Origin of the sequence: Xanthobacter cornucopiae (assembly GCF_043195065.2) — a bacterium.
Taxonomy (GTDB): domain Bacteria; phylum Pseudomonadota; class Alphaproteobacteria; order Rhizobiales; family Xanthobacteraceae; genus Xanthobacter.
The window spans coordinates 375,254-392,687 of sequence record NZ_CM195531.1 but is presented as its reverse complement, the minus strand read 5'-3'; the positions used below and the strand labels follow the sequence as shown (position 1 = coordinate 392,687).

The 17,434-nt window shown below is 70.5% G+C and carries 15 protein-coding genes; 5 read left to right on the top strand and 10 right to left on the bottom strand.

Annotated elements, in window-relative coordinates; translation table 11 throughout:
• Positions 1 to 49: 49 nt before the first annotated feature.
• Complete coding sequence (locus V5F53_RS01735; protein WP_393998133.1) at positions 50 to 1,498, bottom strand: mannose-1-phosphate guanylyltransferase/mannose-6-phosphate isomerase; 1,449 nt, start codon at positions 1,496 to 1,498, stop codon at positions 50 to 52.
• 269 nt (positions 1,499 to 1,767) lie between these two features.
• Between V5F53_RS01735 and glsA the strand changes: the two genes are divergently transcribed.
• Positions 1,768 to 3,612, top strand: a complete 1,845-nt coding sequence (gene glsA, locus V5F53_RS01730; protein WP_393998134.1) for a glutaminase A — start codon at positions 1,768 to 1,770, stop codon at positions 3,610 to 3,612.
• Positions 3,613 to 3,648: 36 nt separating this feature from the next.
• Here the strand turns inward: glsA and V5F53_RS01725 are convergent, their stop codons facing one another.
• Positions 3,649 to 4,284: a FecR family protein gene (locus V5F53_RS01725; protein ID WP_393998135.1), complete on the bottom strand. Its 636-nt coding sequence runs from the start codon at positions 4,282 to 4,284 to the stop codon at positions 3,649 to 3,651.
• 215 nt (positions 4,285 to 4,499) lie between these two features.
• Here V5F53_RS01725 and V5F53_RS01720 point away from each other — a divergent pair, with 215 nt between their 5' ends.
• Positions 4,500 to 5,300, top strand: coding sequence for a DUF2189 domain-containing protein (locus tag V5F53_RS01720; RefSeq protein ID WP_393998136.1), 801 nt, complete (start codon positions 4,500 to 4,502; stop codon positions 5,298 to 5,300).
• A 194-nt stretch (positions 5,301 to 5,494) separates the two neighbouring features.
• Here V5F53_RS01720 and V5F53_RS01715 read toward each other — a convergent pair whose 3' ends face one another.
• From V5F53_RS01715 to nrtS, 8 genes are all read right to left on the bottom strand, one after another.
• Positions 5,495 to 7,171 carry an NUDIX hydrolase gene (locus V5F53_RS01715; protein WP_393998137.1) on the bottom strand — a complete coding sequence of 559 codons (1,677 nt, stop codon included), beginning with the start codon at positions 7,169 to 7,171 and terminating at the stop codon, positions 5,495 to 5,497.
• A 120-nt stretch (positions 7,172 to 7,291) separates the two neighbouring features.
• Positions 7,292 to 7,996, bottom strand: coding sequence for an SIMPL domain-containing protein (locus V5F53_RS01710; protein WP_393998138.1), 705 nt, complete (start codon positions 7,994 to 7,996; stop codon positions 7,292 to 7,294).
• Positions 7,997 to 8,243: 247 nt separating this feature from the next.
• On the bottom strand, positions 8,244 to 9,044 hold the full coding sequence (locus V5F53_RS01705) for an ABC transporter ATP-binding protein (protein ID WP_393998139.1): 801 nt from the start codon (positions 9,042 to 9,044) through the stop codon (positions 8,244 to 8,246).
• Positions 9,041 to 9,871, bottom strand: a complete 831-nt coding sequence (locus V5F53_RS01700) for an ABC transporter permease (protein WP_393998140.1) — start codon at positions 9,869 to 9,871, stop codon at positions 9,041 to 9,043. The genes V5F53_RS01705 and V5F53_RS01700 overlap by 4 nt, the downstream gene beginning before the upstream one ends.
• The gene (locus V5F53_RS01695) at positions 9,861 to 10,712 is read right to left on the bottom strand and encodes an ABC transporter permease (RefSeq protein WP_393998141.1); all 852 of its coding nucleotides are present in this window, start codon (positions 10,710 to 10,712) and stop codon (positions 9,861 to 9,863) included. Before V5F53_RS01695 ends, V5F53_RS01700 begins: the two co-directional genes overlap by 11 nt.
• Before the next feature lie 85 nt (positions 10,713 to 10,797).
• Entirely contained in the window at positions 10,798 to 11,931 is a 1,134-nt protein-coding gene (locus V5F53_RS01690; RefSeq protein ID WP_393998142.1) for an ABC transporter substrate-binding protein, read from the bottom strand.
• A 72-nt stretch (positions 11,932 to 12,003) separates the two neighbouring features.
• The gene (locus V5F53_RS01685) at positions 12,004 to 12,978 is read right to left on the bottom strand and encodes a TauD/TfdA dioxygenase family protein (RefSeq protein ID WP_393998143.1); all 975 of its coding nucleotides are present in this window, start codon (positions 12,976 to 12,978) and stop codon (positions 12,004 to 12,006) included.
• A gap of 340 nt (positions 12,979 to 13,318) precedes the next feature.
• Positions 13,319 to 13,558 (bottom strand): nitrate/nitrite transporter NrtS, encoded by a 240-nt coding sequence (nrtS, locus tag V5F53_RS01680; RefSeq protein WP_393998144.1) that lies wholly within the window; start codon positions 13,556 to 13,558, stop codon positions 13,319 to 13,321.
• 184 nt (positions 13,559 to 13,742) lie between these two features.
• Here nrtS and V5F53_RS01675 point away from each other — a divergent pair, with 184 nt between their 5' ends.
• From V5F53_RS01675 to V5F53_RS01665, 3 genes are all read left to right on the top strand, one after another.
• On the top strand, positions 13,743 to 15,419 hold the full coding sequence (locus V5F53_RS01675; RefSeq protein WP_393998145.1) for a TIGR04028 family ABC transporter substrate-binding protein: 1,677 nt from the start codon (positions 13,743 to 13,745) through the stop codon (positions 15,417 to 15,419).
• Positions 15,420 to 15,481: 62 nt separating this feature from the next.
• The gene (locus V5F53_RS01670; RefSeq protein ID WP_393998146.1) at positions 15,482 to 16,492 is read left to right on the top strand and encodes an ABC transporter permease; all 1,011 of its coding nucleotides are present in this window, start codon (positions 15,482 to 15,484) and stop codon (positions 16,490 to 16,492) included.
• Positions 16,489 to 17,415 (top strand): ABC transporter permease, encoded by a 927-nt coding sequence (locus tag V5F53_RS01665; protein WP_393998147.1) that lies wholly within the window; start codon positions 16,489 to 16,491, stop codon positions 17,413 to 17,415. The genes V5F53_RS01670 and V5F53_RS01665 overlap by 4 nt, the downstream gene beginning before the upstream one ends.
• The last annotated feature ends 19 nt before the right edge of the window (positions 17,416 to 17,434 follow it).

Here is a 17,434-nt window from a genome sequence, read left to right as displayed (position 1 = left end):
GCACGGACGCAAGTCACCTCACCCCGCCCGCCGGGACGGTCCGCCGCCGTCACAGCCGGGCGTATTCGTCCTCGATGCGGACGATGTCGTCCTCGCCGGTGTAGCTGCCCACCTGCACCTCGATCAATTCCAGGTCGATACGACCGGGGTTGTGCAGGCGGTGGGTGCAGCCGATGGGCAGATAGATGGATTCGTTCTCATGGATATGGGACACCACGCCATTCAGAGTCACCTCGGCGGTGCCGGACACCACCACCCAATGCTCGGCGCGGTGGAAGTGCTTCTGCAGGCTCAGCCTGCGCCCCGGCCTCACATTGATGCGCTTGACCTGGAACCGTGTGCCCACGTCGATCCGCTGATACCAGCCCCAGGGCCGGTAGATGCGCAGGTGCTCGTCCGCCTCCCGGTGGTTGGCGCGCTTCAGCGCCTCCACCAGCCCCTTCACCTTGCCGGCCGAGGCCTTGCTCGCCACCAGCACGGCGTCGCGGGTGGCCACCACCACCACGTCGTCGAGACCGATCACGGTGGTGAGGATTTCCTCGCTGCGCACCAGCGAGCCGCGGCTCTCCAGCGCCATCACATTGCCTTCGAGCACGTTGTCGTTCGCGTCCTTGGCCTTCAGCGCGTGGATGGCATCCCATGCGCCCACGTCCGACCAGTCGAAGCGGGCCGCCAGCACGCCGGCATGGCGCGTCTTCTCCATCACCGCGTAATCGATGGAGATGCGCGGGGCGCGGGCGAAGGCGGCGGCGTCAAGGCGCAGGAAATCCAGATCGGCGCGGGCCTCGGCGACAGCGGCGGCGGCGGCGGCGCGCACCTCGGGCGCCAGGGCCTCGAGCTCCTCCAGCATGGTCTGGGCGGAAAACACGAAATTGCCGCTGTTCCACAAGAAGCCCTGGGCCACATAGCGTTCGGCGGTGGCCGCGTCCGGCTTTTCCACGAACCGGGCGAGCCGGCGCGCCCGCGCCCCGCCCGCCGGTGTTGCGATGGCTGCCCCGTCTGCAAGGGAGGCGCCCGCCTCGATATAGCCATAGGCGGTGGAAGGATGGGTGGGCACGATGCCCAGGGTCATGATGAGCCCCTCGGCGGCCCGCTCCGCCGCCGCCACGCAATCGGCCCGGAAGGCCTCGGTGTCGCCGACCACATGGTCCGCCGCCAGGGCGAGGCCCACCGCCTGCGGGTGGCGGGCCTGCGCCAGGAGCGCGCCCACCGCCACCGCCGCGGCGCTGTCGCGCCGCTCCGGCTCCAGGATGATCTCGCCCTCCACCCCGGCCAGTTGCATCTGCTCGGCCACCACAAAGCGAAAGGCATGGTTGGTGATGACCACCGGGCGGGCGAAGCGCGGGTCAGCGATGCGCAGCAAAGTCGCCTGGAACGTGGACAGGCCGCCGTCGAGCAGGGGAATGAACTGCTTCGGCATGGTCTCGCGCGAGAGTGGCCACAGCCGCGTGCCCGCCCCACCCGCCATCACGATCGGTACGATTGGACCTTGCGTCATCGAGCCCCTCACCAACCGGACATGCGCGCTCACACATCCCCACCGCCGCCGGCCCACGTCCGCGACGGGGAGCCCAGACCACAACGGCAGCGGGCCGAGCCTGGAGCCCCGCGCACCGCCCCCTGTTTCAACCCTTTCGCCCGGGAAGGTCAACTCGCCCCGCCGGGCCGGCGCTGCGGCGGCGGCCGCGACGCGGCCTTTTCCGGTTTCAACCCGGAGGCGAATTGCTTTAGGCTTCCTTGAGCGCTCCGCGCGTCGGAACCCAACCCGTGCCCCAAAGTGCCCTAGCCGCCAAGGCCGCCGTGCTCGAAACACCCCTGCACCGTTTCCTGAACCGGACCCACGCCGCCCTCGCGCCGCTGCATGACGGCGAGGTACCGAGCTACATCCCGGAGCTGGCGAAGGCCGCGCCCGACCAGTTCGGCATCGCCCTGGCCACCACCGACGGCCACCTCTACGAGGTCGGCGACACGCGCGTGCCCTTCACCGTCCAGTCCATCTCCAAGGCGGTGGTGTTCGCGCTCGCGCTCGATACGCTCGGGGCTGAGGCGGTGGAGGCCGCCATTGGCGTCGAGCCATCGGGCGACGCCTTCAACTCCATTCGCCTCAGCGCCGACAACCGGCCCTTCAACGCCATGGTCAATGCCGGCGCCATCGCCTGCAGCGGCCTGATCGCCGACGCCAGGGGCGCGGAGGCGTTTCCGCTCATCGCCGCCACCCTCGGCCGATTCGCCGGTCGGCCGCTGGAGGTGGACGAGGCGGTGTTCACCTCCGAGCGCATCACCGGCGACCGCAACCGGGCCATCGCCTACCTGCTGCGCAACTATGGCGGCATCCGCGGCACCGTGGACGCGGTGCTGGACGTCTATTTCCGCCAGTGCTCGCTGCTCGTCACCGCCCGCGATCTCGCGATCATGGGCGCCACCTTCGCCAATCACGGCGTCAACCCGGTCACCGGCGAGACCGTCGCCTCGCCTTATGCCATCGCCCGCACCCTGGCGGTGATGAGCTCTTCCGGCATGTACGACTTCGCCGGAGAATGGATCTACCGCGTGGGCGTGCCGGCCAAGAGCGGGGTGGGGGGCGGCATCCTGGCCGCCTTGCCGTCCCAGCTCGGGCTCGGCACCTTTTCTCCGCGCCTCGACGTTCACGGCAACAGCGTGCGTGGCATCAAGACCTGCGAGATGCTGTCGGAGGCCTTCGACCTGCACCTGCTGTCGCGGCGGGACGATGCCCATTCCTGCGTGCTCGCCGACTACGACTTCCGCGCCGTGCCCGCCAAGCCCGGCCGCCAGCAGCGGGAAGAACAGATCCTCGCCGCCCGCCTGGGCGCCATCCGGGTGCTGGAACTGGCCGGCAAGCTCTCCTTCGCCAGCACCGACTACGTGAGCCGGCGGCTCGCCGATCCGGCGGCGGTGCCGGAATTCCTCATCCTCAACCTGCATCGGGTGACCACCATCACCGATGCCGGCATGTCGCTGCTGCTCGACATGCTGAAGGACCAGTTGCCCCCCGCCACCACCACCGTGGTGGCGGGGGTGGATGCCGGCGCGCCGGTGGCGCCGCGCGTGTGGGCGCTGAAGAACGAGGGCGCGCGGGTCCGCATCTTCCCCACCTACGAGGCGGCGGTGGAGTGGGCGGAAGACCAGATCATCTACCGCCACGGCGGCTTTCCCGAGCGCAGCCTGGATTCGGACCTCGGGCGCCAGGCCCTGCTGCTCGGCCTGTCAGCCCAGGACGTGGCGGAACTCGGGCGCCTGTGCACCCGCACCGCCTACCCGGCCGGCACCGAGATCATGTCGAAGGACGCCGCCACGGCCACCGTCTATTTCCTGCTGCGCGGGGTGGTGAGCGCGCGCGGCAGCCACGACACCCGCATCGACACCCTCATCCCGGGCATGGCCTTCGGCGAGCTGGCGCTGATCGACGAGCCCCGCGCAGGGCATGTGCGCGCCGACACCGAGGCGATCTGCATGGAACTGCCGGTGGAGCAGTTCCGCGCCTTCCAGGACACCCACCCGCGCGCCGCCGAGCGCATCATCCGCAATCTCGCGGTGCTGCTGGCCGGACGCATCCGCCGCGCCACTGCTCGCATCGAGATGCTCACCGGCTGAGCCCGGCGCGCGGGCCCTCACCGCGCGCCGCCCGCCTTATTCCACCAGCGACAGGGCGAGGCGGATGCGGGCCTCGCTCCAGGGCTGCGGCGCTCCCGGCGCCAAGCCGTTGCGCGGAATGTCCAGCGCATCGCCCGGCTCAAGGTTGACCACGCCGCCGCCGGAGCTGACCTTCAGGCTGTCCCGCATCACCAGCACCCCATATTGCGCCTCGACGCGCCCGACGAAGAAGCGGCCCACGCGCCCGATCAGGGTTCCGAACGGCGCGGTCAGGCTCACCGGCGGCGGCTGGCCGCGCTCCGAGCGGGTGTAGAGCATGGCACCACCGCCGAAGGTGAAGGTTGCCCCCTCCCCCTGCGTAAAGCGATCGATGCGCAGGCGCGTGTCCGGGCCGAGGCGGACCTGGGTGGAGGGGCCGAGCAGCAGCACCGCCCGCCCCGTGTCCTGCGTCAGCACCGTATCCCCGGCCACCACGGCGGCCCCGGGCTCGGCCGCGACGGGGGCGCCGTCGCGCTCGATCCGCACCTCGCCGGTCACCGCCTCGACGGTGCCGATCCCCAGCCGGCCGGTGGCGGCCAGCACACCGATGGGATCTTGCGCATGAAGCGCGCCCGGCGCCGTCAGCAGGACCAGACCGGCCCAAAGCCCCGCCAGCACCGCGCGGCGGGGCATGGCCCTCCGCGTCCCCGGCCCGCGTTCGACATCTGCGTTCACGGTCAACGCCCCCGCCCCTTGCTTCACAGGTTCCACACGCGGCTACCCATGCCGGTCCGCCCGGCCTCGAAAACACGCATTCCCTTCCTCTCGTCGCATGGCGCCCCCTTTACAACCCACCGGACCGATCCCAGACTTCCAGGAAAATAAGAAATGTCCCTCGGGAGGCAATCATGTCGGACATTTTCGACAAGGGCGCGGCCGCCATGCCCGCTGCCCCGCGCGTTCGTCCCATCACACTGGCCGATGTTGCCGCGGCGCTGCGCGCCGGGGTGGAGGATTTTCGCCGGGCACCCGTCTTCGGGCTGTTCTTCGGCGGCATCTACGCGGCCGGCGGCATCGTCCTTCTGTCCACGGTCTTCGCCCTCGGCGTGAGCTACCTGGCCTATCCGCTGGTGGCGGGCTCGGTGCTCATCGGCCCGTTCGTGGCCGCCGGCCTCTACGCCGTGAGCCGCGACATGGAGGCCGGAAAGACACCGACCTGGACCGACGTGCTGCGCGTCGTGTTCGACCAGCGCAAGCGGGAGATGAGCTGGATGGCCTTCGTGTCCATCTTCGCCTTCATCATCTGGATGTACCAGGTGCGGCTGCTCCTGGCCTTGTTCCTGGGCTTCGCTTCGTTCTCGACGCTGCACAGCTTCCTCGTCGTGCTGTTCACCACCTCCGATGGCCTTGCCTTCCTGGCGGTGGGCCATGTGGTCGGCGCCGCTTTGGCGCTGGCGCTGTTCTCCCTGTCGGTCATCTCCTTCCCGCTGCTGATGGACCGCGACGTGGACGTGGTGACCGCCATGATCACCAGCGTGCAGGCGGTCCTGCTCAGCCCGGGGCCGATGATCGCCTGGGGCATCCTGGTGGTGGCCACGCTGCTGGTGGCTTCGCTGCCCGCCTTTCTGGGCCTCATCGTGGCGCTGCCGGTGCTCGGCCACGCCACCTGGCATCTCTACCGGCGCACGGTGCTGCCGTCGCGCGCCTGAAGCAACCCTGCCGTCGGGAAAGGCCCCGCCGGCGCGCGGCCCCAGATGCCCGAAGCTCTGTCTCGCCTGGGCCGCAGCAGAGCCTGGGCCGCAGCAGAGCCTGGACCCATGCGGCGACATGGCGTGCGAAGCGCCGGCCGGGGACCGCATGCAGAACCCGGCCTATGACTTGCCCGGCCTATGACTTGCCCGGCCTATGACTTGCCCGGCCGCGGGGGCTTCTCGGGGGAGGCGGCGGGCTCGCCATCCCCAGGACCGGGAGGACCGCGCTTCGGCGGCGCGTTCCGTGCCACCGGCTTGGCCGGCTTCTTCTCGCCTTTGCGGACCGCGGCCACGGGCTTGGCTTTCGCTTTGCTGCCCGCCTTCGCGCCCGCTGGCGCCGTCCCGGTCACGGCCGGAACCGGCTCGGCGCCGGCCCCGCTCGCGCGCCGCCGCGTCCCCGGCGGCCGGGCCGGCAACGCCGGCGAACTCGCCGGAGCGGCGCCTCTCCGATTGCCGACGCCGCTGCCGCCCGTGGGCATCGTACCCCGTCGGGCCACCACCCGGGCCTTGCCGGCAACAGCCGCCTGCGCCTGTGCCGATGTCTTGCCCTTGAGAGCGGGTGTCCCGGCGGGCGAGGCGGGCCCGCCTCCCGGGGCAGCGGTCGCCCGGCTGTCGTCCCCGGACGCACCATCGACCGGCGGGTTGGCCAGGGAGGCGGCTTCGGGCGCCGTGTTCCGGGAGGCGGCCGCATCCAGCTCCGGTCCCTCGATCGCCGCCACGGATTCGACGCCCCCCTTGCCCCCCCCCTTGCCGCCACTCTTTCCGCCCGCCTTGCCACCCGCCTTGCCACCTGCCTTGCCGGCCTTCCCGGTCGCGCTCTGGGGCAGGTCCTTGCGCGGGTCCCGGCTCAGGTCCCGGCTCAGGTCCTGGCCCGCGATCTTGGTGGTTTTCCCGCCCGCGCCCCCGGCTCCGGATATGGTCTCGACCGCGATGAGGGCCTCATCCGGCGCGCGCCCCTTCGCCTTGGCTTTCGCAGGCGACTTTTCTGAACCCCTGGTCGTGCCCTTGGTCGCGCCCTTGGCCGCGCCCTTGGCCGCACCCTTGCCCGCGCCCTTGGCTGTCCTATTGGCTGTCTTCTTGGCCGAAGCGCCGGGCTCGGCCGCGGCGCCCTGTCCGGCCTCGAGCGCGGCGGCGTCCTTCGCCGCCTCCTTCGCCTTGCCCGAACCCGCGCCCTTGCCCTTGGACCGGCCCTTCGTGGCACCCGCGGCGGCCACATCGGCCCGTGCCGTCACGGCGCCCGCGGACAACGCGCCAGCCTCGACCCGGGCTTCCGGCGTTTCCATGGACGCTTCAGCGGCGGCGGTTCCCTTCACCTTGGCCTTGGCGCCGCTCTTCTTCTTGCCGTCCAGCGCCGCGCTGGCCTTGGCGGCGGCCGCCGCCGCGAAGCGCGCGGCCATCTGCTGCCCGAAAACAACGATAAGCGCCTTCAACTCCTCCTCCAGCACCGCCGTGGCGGCGCTGTCGATGGAGAACCAGAACCCATATCGCTGCGCCCGCTCCGGCCACTTCTGCAGGTGCCGCTTCACCTTGAGCGGAAACACCATGACGTCGCACAGCACCGAGCGGATGCCGAGATTCTTCTCGTAGGTGTAGACGCCGATCGCCTCGCGATCGACCGAGCCCGTCAGGCCAGCCTCCTCATAGGCCTCGCGCGCGGCGGTCTTGGCGGGCGTGAGGCCCTTGATGGGCCAGCCCTTGGGAATCACCCAGCGCCGTGTCTCGCGCGAGGTGATCAACCGCACCTGCACTTCGCCGTCGCGCCGGACGCGATAGGGCAAAGCCGCGTATTGCACCCGTCGCCCCGCGGGTGGGTTGCCGGTCACAGACATGAGCGATCCGCCTCGGATCTCGCGCGCCCCGGCGCCGGACACGGCCGGGCACCGGGGCGCAATCAGTCACTGACGCTGATCTATCACAGCCGCGCCACAGAAAAACCTTTCACTTCACCGTCATTGCGGTTCGGCATCATAGACGATGCTGGCGCGCCCGCGCACTTCCACTTCCCCCGCCTCCACCGGCACGGCCATGCGCGCGGCATCGGCTTTGGCGAACATGGGAACCGGCATGATGGGGCCGGAACCGTCGGCCTCCGGCGTGATGGAGACGATGCGCACCAGCCGCAGTCCGGCCGCGCCCGCCACCACGGCGGCCTGGTCCATGGCATCCTTCACGGCCGCGACCCGGGCGTCCTGCTCCAGCTTCGCCCGATTCGAGACGGTGAAGGCGAGGCCCGAGGCCTGGTTGGCGCCCGCCTGCACCATCTTGTCGAGCAGCGGCCCGAGGGCGGCGAGATCGCGCACCGTCACCCGCACGCTGTTGCGCACCTCGAACCCCACCAGGCGCGGCGCCTCGCGCTGGGCGCCCTGCCCCGTCGCATACTGCGGCTGCAGGGAGAAGCTGGAGGTGGCGATGTCGCGCGGCTCCACGCCCGCCGCCTTGATGGTCTCGATCAGCGCGCTGACCGCCTTGGAATTGGCGGCGAGCGCCTCGTCCGCGGTCTTGCCGGCGGACACCACGCCGGTGGTCAGCACCGCCGCGTCAGGCACCACGGAAATCCTGGCCTCACCCGCCACGGTGATGGTGGCGGCCAGCGCCGCCGGCGCGGCGAGGCTGACGAAGGCGAAGGCCGCGGCGGCATGAAGGGGTGCGAACATCCTGAACCTCGAATGGTGCCGTCCGCGCCTGCCGCGGACCCCGCGACACCATCTCGCGAACACGGCGCCAATGGGGCGGGTCGCGCCGGGAAGGGCACCATGATGGGGATAGCTCACCCTCCGGCACTCTCCCTCAAGCCCCGCCCCACCGCCTTCGGCCGCGCCAGGAGGCGGCGCGAGGAAGCGGGGCGGCAGGCCCGGGGGCGGCAGGAGCACGCCGCGTCGGGCAAGCGCACCCGCCGCGCCCTCAGGTCCGCGCGACGCCCAGCAGTTCCAGCACCTGGTCGCGCAAGGCCACGAAATCCGGGCTGGAGCGGTGGGCGCGGGCGCTGTCGGGCACGTCGAGCACCGTGGCGATGCGGCCCGGCCGGGGATGCAGCACCACGATGCGGTTGCCGAGGTAGACCGCCTCGTCCACGTCATGGGTCACGAGGATGGCGGTGGCGCCCTCGTGGGCGACGATGCGCTTCAGCTCGTCCTGAAGGCGCAGCCGCGTCAGCGCGTCGAGCGCGCCCAGGGGCTCGTCGAGCAGCAGGAAGCGCGGCCGGTTGGCCAGCGCCCGGGCGATCGCCACCCGCTGCGCCATTCCGCCCGACAGCTGCGCCGGATAAGCCTGGGCGAAAGCGGTGAGGCCCACCAGTTCCAGGTGCTCGGCCACCGCCTGCCGCCGCCGCGCCTTGTCCAGCCCGGAATGGAGCAGGGCCGCGCCCACGTTGGCCTCCACCGTGAGCCAGGGCAGCAGCCGATGCTCCTGGAACACGATGGAGCGCTCCGGGCCGGGGCCGGTCACCGGCCGGCCGTCGAGGCGGATCTCGCCGCTATAGTCGAGGTCGAGGCCCAGGATGAGGCGCAGCAGCGTGGACTTGCCGCAGCCGGAGGCGCCGACGATGCTCACGAACGATCCGGCCTCCACCGCGAGGCTGATGCCCGACAGCACCTCGATGGCGCCGCGCCCCACCGCGAACGCCTTGCTGACGTTACGAATGTCGAGAGCCGGCCGCCCGGCCAGGGGCACCGGGGCGGCGGGAGGAGCGAAGGGCGCGTTCATCGGGCATTCCACCGCAGGAGAAGGGCCTCGCCGCGCTCGGCCAGCGCATTATAAGCGAGGCCGATGAGGCCGAACAAAAGGATGGACAGGAACAGCAGGTCGATCTCGAACAATTGGCTGCCCTCGTTCAGCCGCCCGCCGAGGCCGGCGGTGATGTTGAGGAACAGTTCCGACCCCACGGTGGCGAGCCAGGCATAGATGAGCGCGCCGTGGAGCCCGGTGAAGATCATCGGCGCGGCGCTCGGCAGCGCCACCAGGCGGAAATAATTCCAGCGGCTGAGCAGCAGCACCGCCGACAATTCGCGATAGGTGGCCGGCACCAGGGAGATGCCGCGCCAGGTGCTCACCACCACCGGCTGGAACGCCGCCACCGCGATGAAGGCGATCTTGCCGGTGTCGCCGCCGCCGAACCACATGGCCAGCAGCGGCACCCAGGCGAACAGCGCCGTCTGGCGCTGCGCCAGCACGGTGGGCCCGACGATGCGGCCGATGAGCCCGAAGATGCCGAGCAGCGCGCCGAGCGCCAATCCGGCGGCGGCGCCCAAAGCCAGGCCGGTGAGGTTCCGACGCATGGTCTCCGCCAGGTCATGCAGGATGGTGCCGGAATGGACCTCCCGCACCAGGCGCTGGACCACCGCGACGGGCGACGGCAGGTATTTGGCCGGCACCCAGCCCAGGTGGTGGGCAGCGAACCACAGGGCCAGCAGCACGCCGAACGAGGCCCAGGGCCGCCAGTCGGCCCGCAGGCCGTGCCGTCGCGCAGGCGCGCCGGGGTTGGCGCTGGCGCCCGGCGCGGCCGGCGTATCGGCCACGGCGTCAATGGACATCGGCGGTCCCCCGCGTCCAGGGCTGGGCCCACCGCTCCAGCAGCCGCAGCAGCAGGTCCATGGCGAGGCCGGCAAGGGCCACCACGATCATGGCGATGATGACGAGGTCGAGCTGGAACAGCTGGCGGCCCCAGGTCATGAGGTAGCCGAGGCCCTCGAAGGAGGCGAACAGCTCGGCCAGGACCAGGGTCTGCCACGCATTGGCGAGGCCCTCCCGCAGGCCGGCGAAGATGGAGGGGACGGCGCCGGGCAGAACCACCAGCCGCAGTGTGTCGCGCGGATTGAACTGCAGCACCCGGCCGAGCTCGCGAAAGGCGGGGGAGATGTTCTCGATGCCGCGCGCGGTGCCGAGGATGACGGGAATGGAGGCCGACCAGGCGATGACCACATATTTCAAGGGCTCGTCGATGCCCATGAACAAGGTCAGCAGCGGCATCCAGGCGAGCACGTTGACCCGCGCCACCGCCTGCACCGGCGGATAGGCGAAGGCGCGGAAGGTGGGCCACAGCCCGGCGGCGGCGCCGAACGCCAGCCCGAACACGGCGCCGATGCCGAAACCGACCAGCACCCGCTGGGTGGACACCCACAGATGGGTGGCAAGGGAGCCGTCGCCGACGAGCTCGAGGGTGGTCGCCACGATCACCGGCGGCGCCGGCAGGATCTGCTCCGGCACGAGGCCGGCGCGCGCCGCCGCCCACCACAGGGCGACCAGCGCGAAGGGAAAGACGAGGCCGAGCGCGAAGGCGGGCACGAGCGGGCGCCGCCGCCCGCGCCGGCGCGGGGCGGCCGCATCCGCCCCGGCGGCCAGAGCCGGCTCGTCATAGGTCTGCGTCAGGCTCATGCTGTCACCCCGATATGGCGGGACCGATGGGGCGCCGCCGACCGGCGCCCGCCTTCGCTTCAGCCGGCCGCCGTGGCCGGCGGGCTCAATTGGAGGCCTTCTGGTCGATCCTGCCGCGGGTCTCGATATGTCCGTTGGCATCGCGGGTGGACCAGAAGTCCTCGAGCTTCAGCGCCTTGAGCGCGGCATCGAGATAGGTGCGGTCGAACCAGGTATCGATGGCGGGGTCGCCCTTCAGCAGCCCGTATTGCCTGGCGGCGTCCGCCTGCTCCTTGTAGCGGGCGACCACATAGTCATCGATGAGCGGATTGGTGACCAGGGACAGCCGCACGCCCTCGAAATTGGTCTCGAAGGTGGGCTTGGGCAGGCCGGAGAGGGTCCAGGCCTCGAACGCCTCGTCGCGATTCTCGTCGAGGGCGATGAAATGGGCCGCCTTGATGAAGGTGTTGACCACGCGCTGGGTCAACTCGGGATGGGCGGCGGCGAAGGCCTCGGTGACGAAATAGGACGAGTTGCGCCCCAGCGTCGGGTCGTCGTCCTTGGTGGAATAGACGATCTTCGCCACACCCTTGGCGGCGAGCGGCAGATATTCCTGCCCGCCGAACACCGCGTCCACATTGCCGGAGGTGAGCGCGGCCACCGCCGCGTTGGCGTCGAGGTTGATGAAGCGCACGTCCTTTTCACCCAGCCCGTGCAGGGCCAGGATGCGGTCGGTGGCGTTCTGCAGGTTGGTGCCCTTGAACAGCGCCACCTTGCGACCCTTCACGTCCTCGACCTTCTTGATGTCGCTGTCGGTGGGCACGGCGAGGAAGATCGGGTTGTTCCGGCCGGTGGCGAAGATGAACTTGTGCTTCAGTCCCCGCGCCCGGCCGACGATGGCGGGAAGGTCGCCGAGCAGGAAGAAATCGAGCTGTCCGGCGGCCACCGATTCATTGAGCGCCGGGCCGGCGCCACGGAAGAAGGTCCATTCGATCTTGATGTCCTTGTCATTCTCGAACTCCTTCTCGATCCACTGCCGCGCCCGCGCATAGGTGGTGGCGTCGCCGTGCGAATAGGGACGCTGCTCGGCGCCGACGCCGGGATGGCCGAAACGGATCACCATCTCGGCGCCGGCGGCCTGGGCCGACAGGGCAAGGGCGGCGAGCGCCACGGCGGCGGGACGCGCGAGCCAGGCGGAAAGCCGCTTCAGCGACCGGTTCAGAAAACTCGGTTCGGACATGGATGACCTCTTGGAACGATGCCCCCAGCGGGAAGATGCGGCTCCGGGACCGACGGTCGCGGCGGCCCGGCCTCAGGCGGCGCGGCTGGCGTCGGCCTTGTCGGTGCGCGAGCGGACGATGCTGGTGCGCCCGTCCACGCTCACCGGCACCTCGCCGTCCACCGTCACGCGGCGTACGATGCGATGGGCCTCGTCATAGTCATTGACCGCGTAATGCTGGGTGGCGCGGTTGTCCCACACCGCCACGTCGCCCGCCCGCCAACGCCAGCGCAGGGTGTTCTCCGGCGCGGTGACGTGGCTCTGGAACAGGTCGTAGAGCTTCTGGCTGTCGCCCTTGTTGAGCCCCACGAAGCGCTGGACGAAATTGCCGAGCACCAGCGACCGCTCCCCGGTTTCCGGATGCACGCGCACCACCGGATGCTCGGTCTCATAGACGGTCCGGGTGAAGGTCCGCTCGAACTGGGCGCGGTCGTCGGCCGAGGCGTGGGGGCGAACCGCCGCGTAATCGTAGGCATTGGAATGCACCGCCCACAGGCCGTCCGCGAGCAGCCGCAGCGGCTCCGGCAGGCGCGCGTAGGCGGCGGTGGTGTTGGACCACACCGTGTCGCCGCCGGCGGCGGGGATCAGCACCCCGCGCAGCACCGAGATCTTCGGATAGGCATCCACGAAGGTCACATCCGTGTGCCACTGGTCGGCGCGGCCGGCGCCCTGGCCCGGCGCACGCGCGCCGCTGCGCCCGGTGTCGAGTTCCAGCACCGACGATGTGCCGGCGAGCGCGCCCACCGTGGGATGCGCCACAAGGGTGCCGAAGCGCGCCCCGAATGCCTCCTGGGCGGCATCGTCCAGATGGTGCTGGTCGCGGAAGAACAGCACCTTGTGCTTCAGCAGCAGGCGATGGATCTCGTCGAACAGCGGCCGCGGCAGCTCTCCACCCAGCCGCACGCCGCGAATTTCAGCCCCGAGGCGCCCGGACAATGGCTCTATCTGGCCGTCCGCGAGGACGACGGGAGCAGCCGAAACACGCGATGGCGGAGGCGATGCAGTCATGGCGACCTCATGGCGCAGCTGTCGAATCGAAATCGAACCGGCGGCGACCGCGCCGGCCGGCCCGGGTGCCCGACGATGGGGCACGGACACGCGCGGCAGCTGCCGTTGAGAATGATTCAACCGCATAAAATAGACTTTGTCTATCTATTAAATATACAAAAGGCGACGGGCTTTACCGCGCCGCCAGGGACCGCGCCGCGTGCGCGAGACAGAAGGAGGGCGGCCAGCCATTTCCGGCGGCGGCGCAGGGGGTGAGGCGCACCGGGGGCCGGACGAGGGGGCCGGATGAGAGGGCCGCGCGCGCGATTTCGGCGGGGCGGCGATCCACGCCCGGCGCCGCTCAGGAGCGCGCCGCCCCGGCCGCCTCCTGCCGCAGGCGGTAGGACACCGCGCCATAGGTCGCGACACAATAGGGCACCAGGAATGTGAGGACGATCTTACCCCAGTTGAGCGCCCCGGCGCCGAGCAAGGCATCACCTTGGTTGATCAGATTGAGGACCGTGCCCACCACCAGCGCCACGCACAGGGATCGCCGGGGAACCCCGGCGTCCAGACAATAACGAACGGCGTGCCAGGACATGCCCTGCCCTCCCCTCGCTTCCGCCCACGCGCCACCCTTGCGGAATGAGCGCCCTTCACCGCGAAGCTGTGTCGCAGCCTCGGACCGGATCGCGCCCAATGTTTAGTATACATATTCTATCATATTTATATAAATTGAGTCTCAGGGGATCCCCACCCCGCCGCGCATCCGAGGGACACAGGCGATGAGGACATATGGCAGGCTGGCGGCCTTCGGCCGCGCCACGCACGCGACCGGGACATTCTGGGCGGCGACGCTTCTGGCCGGAACGGTGCTGGCCGAAACCCTGCTGGCCACCAGCGCCGGAGCGGCGGAGCCGGTGAAGGGCGGCACCCTGATCTATCTGGAGCAGCAGGCCCACACCAACCTCTACCCGCCGGCGGGCGGCTTCTATCCCAATGGCGGGGTGCTCAACCAGATCACCGACAAGCTCACCTACCAGAATCCCAGGACGCTGGAGATCGAGCCCTGGATCGCCGAAACCTGGAGCGTGAACCCGGACGCCACCGAATACACCTTCAAGCTGCGCCCCGGCGTCACCTTCTCCGACGGCACGCCGCTGGATGCGGCGGCGGTGGCGCGGAATTTCGACACCTTCGGCCTCGGCAACAAGGCGCTGAAGCAACCGGTGTCGGAGGTGGTGAACAATTACCACCGCAGCGAGGTGATCGACCCGCTGACGGTGAGGTTCTTCTTCAGCAGGCCCTCTCCCGGTTTCCTGCAGGGCACTTCGGCGATCGGCTCCGGCCTGGTGGCCCAGAAGACCCTGGACCTGCCATTCGACCAGCTCGGCGACGCCACCAAGATCATCGGCTCCGGCCCGTTCGTGGTCGCCGCCGAGCGGCTCGGCAAGGAGCTCACGCTGAAGGCCCGCCCGGACTATGCCTGGGGGCCGGCCAGGCTCGCCCACCAGGGGCCCGCCCATCTCGACGGCATCCGCTTCATCGTCACCGGCGAGGACAGCGTCCGCATCGGCGCGCTGCTGGCCGGCCAGGCCGACTTCATCCGCCAGGTGCAGGCCTATGACGAGCCGCAGGTGGAGGCCAAGGGCTTTCCCATCTACGCGCCCAGCACCCGGGGGCAGAACAACTCCATCGTGTTCCGCCCGGACAATCCGCTGGTGGCGGACGTGCGGGTGCGCAAGGCGCTGTCGCTGGCCACCAACCGCCAGGAAATCCTCTCCACCCTCTATTCCCCGCACTATCCGGCCGCCACCTCCATCATCGCCCATGACGCCATCGGCTATGTGGACCAGTCGGACAAGCTCGGCTTCGATCTCGACAAGGCGCGGGCGCTGCTCGACGACGCCGGCTTCAAGCCCGGCGCCGACGGCATCCGCGAGAAGGACGGCAGGCGCCTGGAGCTGACCGCCTATGAAAGCCTGCCCCAGCCGCAGAACAAGGCCATGCTGCAACTGGTGGCGCAGCAATGGGCCAAGGTGGGGGTGAAGCTGAACGTGCTGGCCGGCGACAGCGGCAGCCGCACCCTCGACGACCTCGACCCGCTCAAGACCCCGGTCGCCCCCGCCATGGTGGGCCGCGCCGACCCCGACGTCATCAAGAGCCAGTATCATCCCAAGAACCGCGACGTGCTGCGGCAGAAGGGCGGCGCCAGCGCCAAGGTGCAGGCGTTCGTGGACGAGAAGCTGAACGGCCTGCTGGAGGCCATCGCCTCCGAGCCCGACCGCGACAGGCGCCTGAAGCTGGTGGGCGAAGTCCAGGCCTACGTGCTCGACCAGGCCTATGCCATCCCGATCTTCGAGGAGCCCCAGGCCTTCGCCGGCGCGCCCCACGTGAAGGGCGTCGGCTTCGAGGCGGTGGGCCGGCCGAGCTTCTACGGCGTGTGGCTGGAGCGCAAATAAGGCGCCCGCGGCGCGGCCCCTCCGGCCGCGCATCGGCCTGGCAATGAGGCGGAACATCCCCGGTGACGAAATATGTCCTCGCGCGCATCGCCCAGGCGGCTCTGGTCCTGTGGGCGGCCTTCACGCTCTCCTTCATCTTGCTGCAGGCCCTGCCCGGCGATGCGGTGCTGATCAAGTTCCTCAATCCCGAATACGGCCTCAGCCCGGCGCAGATCGCCGAGATCCGTGCCGCCTACGACACCGACGCCCCGCTCCTCGCGCAATACCTGGCCACCCTGGGCAACGTGCTCCAGGGCCGGCTCGGCTACTCGCTCCAGGCCGGCGTGCCGGTCACCGCGCTGCTCGCCGCCAACCTGCCAGCGACGCTGACGCTCGCCAGCCTCGGCTTCCTGGCAGCGGCGGTGCTGGCGATGGCCATCGCCGCCCTCGCCACCGTCCGCCGGCTGGCGATCCTGCGCGACCTCGCCCACGCGGCGCCGTCGCTGTTCGTGTCCATCCCCACCTTCTGGCTCGGCATCATGCTGATCCAGATCTTCTCGTTCCGGCTGAAACTGGTGTCGGTGATCGCCCCAGGGCCGGTGGAAAGCCTGGTGCTGCCGGTGCTGACGCTGGCCGTCCCCATCAGCGCGCCGCTGGCACAGATCCTCATCCGCAACATGGACGAGATCGAGACCCGCCCGTTCGTGGCGGTGGCGCGGGCCAAGGGCGCCTCGCGCGCCCGCGTGCTGTGGCGCCATGTGGCCCGCAACGCGGTGCTGCCGGTCATCACCATCGCCGGCGTGCTGTTCGGAGAACTGCTCGCCGGCGCGGTGGTGACCGAAACCGTGTTCGGCCTGCCCGGCCTCGGCAGCCTCACGGAGCAGGCGGTGGGCAACCAGGACATCGCGGTGCTGCAGGCGGTGGTCCTGGTTTCCGCAACCGCCTTCGTTCTCATCAACCTTGCCGTCGACCTCGCCTATCCGCTCCTCGACCCGCGTCTCGCCACCGGCGCGCGGCCCACCGCCGCCGCGCCGGGAGGGCGAGGCCACGCCATGCCGCACACCGGCGCACCATCACAGGGGAGCCAGCCATGAGCCGCCTCGACTGCCCCCCGGGCACGCCCGGCGAGGCCCCCCCTACCGCCGAACCCTCAGCGCTCGCCTTCGCGATCACCGAGGCTCCACCTGGGCGAAGCCCACGTGGACGGCTGCGTGCGGGCCTCGCCCAGGTGGAACCGGGGCTGGTGCTGGCGGTGCTGGTGCTGGCCCTGGCCGGGCTGTGGGCGCTCGCCCCCGGCCTGTTCACCGCCTCCGACCCCCTGGTCGGGGTGCCTGGGCAGCAGCTGCGGCCGCCGGGGCCCGACCATCTCCTTGGCACGGACTCCCTCGGCCGCGATCTTTATGCGCGCATCGTCCATGGGGCGGTGCATTCCCTGTCCGGGGCGCTGGCGGCGGTGGCGGTGGGACTGCTGGCCGGCTCCGCCCTCGGGCTGCTGGCCGGCACCCTCGGCGGCATCGCCGACGCCGCCGCCATGCGGTTCGTGGACGTGCTGCTGTCCATTCCCACCCTGCTGCTGTCGCTGAGCATCATCATCATCCTCGGCTTCGGCACGCTCAACGCGGCGCTGGCGGTGGGCGCGACCGCCGTCGCCGGCTTCGCCCGGCTGATGCGCTCGGAAGTGGTGCGGGTGCGCCGCTCCGAATTCGTGGAGGCGGCCTTCGGCTCCGGCGGCACCGTCCTCGCCGTGCTGCGGCGGCACATCCTGCCCAACTCCCTGACATCGGTTCTGGCCTTCACCGCGCTCCAGTTCGGCTGGGCCATCCTGCAGATCTCCACCCTCGGCTTCCTCGGCTATGGCGCCCCGCCGCCGACCCCGGAATGGGGCCTGCTGATCGCCGAGGGGCGCAACTACATCGCCACCGCCTGGTGGCTGGCGGCAGCGCCCGGCGCAGTGGTGGTGGTCGTGGTGCTCGCCGCCAATCGCGTCGGCCGCGCCATCGGCACGGCCCGCCCATGAGTGCCGACGGGGAGGACCA

What these genes read in the sequence shown, in the direction of transcription:
- V5F53_RS01675 (WP_393998145.1), top strand. Translation starts at nt 13,743, where the DNA reads ATGAGGACATATGGCAGGCTGGCGGCCTTCGGCCGCGCCACGCACGCG.
- V5F53_RS01705 (WP_393998139.1), bottom strand. Translation starts at nt 9,044, where the DNA reads ATGAACGCGCCCTTCGCTCCTCCCGCCGCCCCGGTGCCCCTGGCCGGG.
- V5F53_RS01685 (WP_393998143.1), bottom strand. Translation starts at nt 12,978, where the DNA reads ATGACTGCATCGCCTCCGCCATCGCGTGTTTCGGCTGCTCCCGTCGTC.
- V5F53_RS01715 (WP_393998137.1), bottom strand. Translation starts at nt 7,171, where the DNA reads ATGTCTGTGACCGGCAACCCACCCGCGGGGCGACGGGTGCAATACGCG.
- V5F53_RS01665 (WP_393998147.1), top strand. Translation starts at nt 16,489, where the DNA reads ATGAGCCGCCTCGACTGCCCCCCGGGCACGCCCGGCGAGGCCCCCCCT.
- V5F53_RS01700 (WP_393998140.1), bottom strand. Translation starts at nt 9,871, where the DNA reads ATGTCCATTGACGCCGTGGCCGATACGCCGGCCGCGCCGGGCGCCAGC.
- V5F53_RS01735 (WP_393998133.1), bottom strand. Translation starts at nt 1,498, where the DNA reads ATGACGCAAGGTCCAATCGTACCGATCGTGATGGCGGGTGGGGCGGGC.
- V5F53_RS01695 (WP_393998141.1), bottom strand. Translation starts at nt 10,712, where the DNA reads ATGAGCCTGACGCAGACCTATGACGAGCCGGCTCTGGCCGCCGGGGCG.
- V5F53_RS01710 (WP_393998138.1), bottom strand. Translation starts at nt 7,996, where the DNA reads ATGTTCGCACCCCTTCATGCCGCCGCGGCCTTCGCCTTCGTCAGCCTC.
- V5F53_RS01690 (WP_393998142.1), bottom strand. Translation starts at nt 11,931, where the DNA reads ATGTCCGAACCGAGTTTTCTGAACCGGTCGCTGAAGCGGCTTTCCGCC.
- nrtS (WP_393998144.1), bottom strand. Translation starts at nt 13,558, where the DNA reads ATGTCCTGGCACGCCGTTCGTTATTGTCTGGACGCCGGGGTTCCCCGG.
- V5F53_RS01720 (WP_393998136.1), top strand. Translation starts at nt 4,500, where the DNA reads ATGTCGGACATTTTCGACAAGGGCGCGGCCGCCATGCCCGCTGCCCCG.
- V5F53_RS01725 (WP_393998135.1), bottom strand. Translation starts at nt 4,284, where the DNA reads ATGCCCCGCCGCGCGGTGCTGGCGGGGCTTTGGGCCGGTCTGGTCCTG.